The sequence below is a fragment of the Ruegeria sp. YTSC004 genome (assembly GCF_059609805.1).
Window position 1 is genome coordinate 1 of sequence record NZ_JBXWMJ010000040.1, and the last position, 1,381, is coordinate 1,381.

At 52.3% G+C, this 1,381-nt stretch carries 3 protein-coding genes; 2 read left to right on the forward strand and 1 reads right to left on the reverse strand.

Annotated elements, in window-relative coordinates; genetic code table 11:
* A partial coding sequence (locus tag AC2FFP_RS23280) for a LysR family transcriptional regulator (protein WP_496881569.1) occupies positions 1 to 584 on the reverse strand: 584 nt, incomplete at its 3' end.
* A 159-nt stretch (positions 585 to 743) separates the two neighbouring features.
* Here AC2FFP_RS23280 and AC2FFP_RS23285 point away from each other — a divergent pair.
* On the forward strand, positions 744 to 1,154 hold the full coding sequence (locus AC2FFP_RS23285; RefSeq protein ID WP_496881570.1) for a GFA family protein: 411 nt from the start codon (positions 744 to 746) through the stop codon (positions 1,152 to 1,154).
* Between the two features lie 31 nt (positions 1,155 to 1,185).
* Positions 1,186 to 1,380, forward strand: coding sequence for a DUF1059 domain-containing protein (locus AC2FFP_RS23290; RefSeq protein ID WP_282170805.1), 195 nt, complete (start codon positions 1,186 to 1,188; stop codon positions 1,378 to 1,380).
* Position 1,381: the final 1 nt, after the last annotated feature.

Sequence of the window (1,381 nt, forward strand, 5' to 3'; positions counted from 1 at the left end):
AGTTCCTGCAACCAAGGCAGCTTTGTCAGAGTGGCCGGGTCACGCAGATCTTGGCCTTCCACCAGTGAAGGTGCTCCGATCACGACCATGTCGGAAACAAGGACAGTGTCCTCTTCTTTTCTTGGCATGCGTCTATCGTGATACCGAATGGCGACATCGATGCCGCCTGGTCTTATCTGAACCAGTTCAGAAGTTGGGTTCAGCATCAAAGTGATCTCTGGATGTTGTTGTTGAAACTCTGCCATTCTCGGCAATAGCCACTCCACCGCGAATGCGGGTGACATTGTCACTTGAACGGGACGCTGCGCCGTGTGTTCAGCCAGTCGTTCGACACCCCTTGCAATGATTTCAAAGCCGATACCGAGTTCACGTGCGAGAATGATGCCTGGCTCTGTCAATTCAATGCTGCGCCCACGTCTAACAACGAGAGCTACACCCAAATGCCTTTCCAACGATTTGACCTGCTGGCTGACAGCCGCTTGGGTCACGTTCAAGCGTTCAGCAGCCACGGTGTAACTCCCAGCTTCCGCAACCGCTGAGAAGGCGCGCAAAGCGTTCATTGGGGGAAGGTGCAGCCAGTCCATGCTGTAGATTTTCTAATGTTTGATTAGACTATTTGAGTCGCATGATATCGGCATTCTTGACATTATTCACAGTGAAATCTGCGCTTCTATTATAAAATATTGGAGCGGATGCTTTAGTGCTGATGTCAACCTAGCCGCATGCCAGGAGATCTTGATACGATGGAAAAACTTCAAGGTGGATGTTACTGTGGTGCTGTTCGATACCAGATCGCGACACCACCTGTCTGGTCGGGACATTGCCATTGTCGTTCATGCCAAATGGCCCTTGGTGGCGCCTTTGCAACTTGGGCTAAAGTGGCCGCCGAAGACTTCGCCGTTATCAAAGGCGAAATCCAACACATTGAGAAAACTTCGGGTATTCGCCGCGGGTTTTGTCGGGACTGTGGAACGACGTTGACCTATGCCGCCCTAAATGAAGTTGAGGGCCAAGACTGGAGCGCTGACGCTTGGTTTTCTGCTGTGACGTTGGACGACCCATCGATTACTCAGCCAAAAGCCCATGTCTTCGTTTCGCATCAGCAGCCATGGATAAAACTCGACGACGGGCTGCCGACGTTTCTTGAGTTCTAACCAACTTTCCGAGCGCACGGAGGTGAAAGCGATGAACACTGCATACTCATATGCCTGCAAGGATTGCGAAGGCATGGAGGCCTGCCCAGGTAAAGTAGTTGCTGCGACCAAGGACGAAGTCTGGAAGCTCATGGAACTCCACGCGGTGGTCGCCCATGGAGAGGACCCCAGCTCGTGGGACGCCGACACTCGAGAATATCTGGAAACACTGATAAAGCCCGCGTGAT

Bases quoted from the DNA above. Each gene is read 5' to 3' on its own strand.
- AC2FFP_RS23285 (WP_496881570.1), top strand. From the start codon at position 744: ATGGAAAAACTTCAAGGTGGATGTTACTGTGGTGCTGTTCGATACCAG.
- AC2FFP_RS23290 (WP_282170805.1), top strand. From the start codon at position 1,186: ATGAACACTGCATACTCATATGCCTGCAAGGATTGCGAAGGCATGGAG.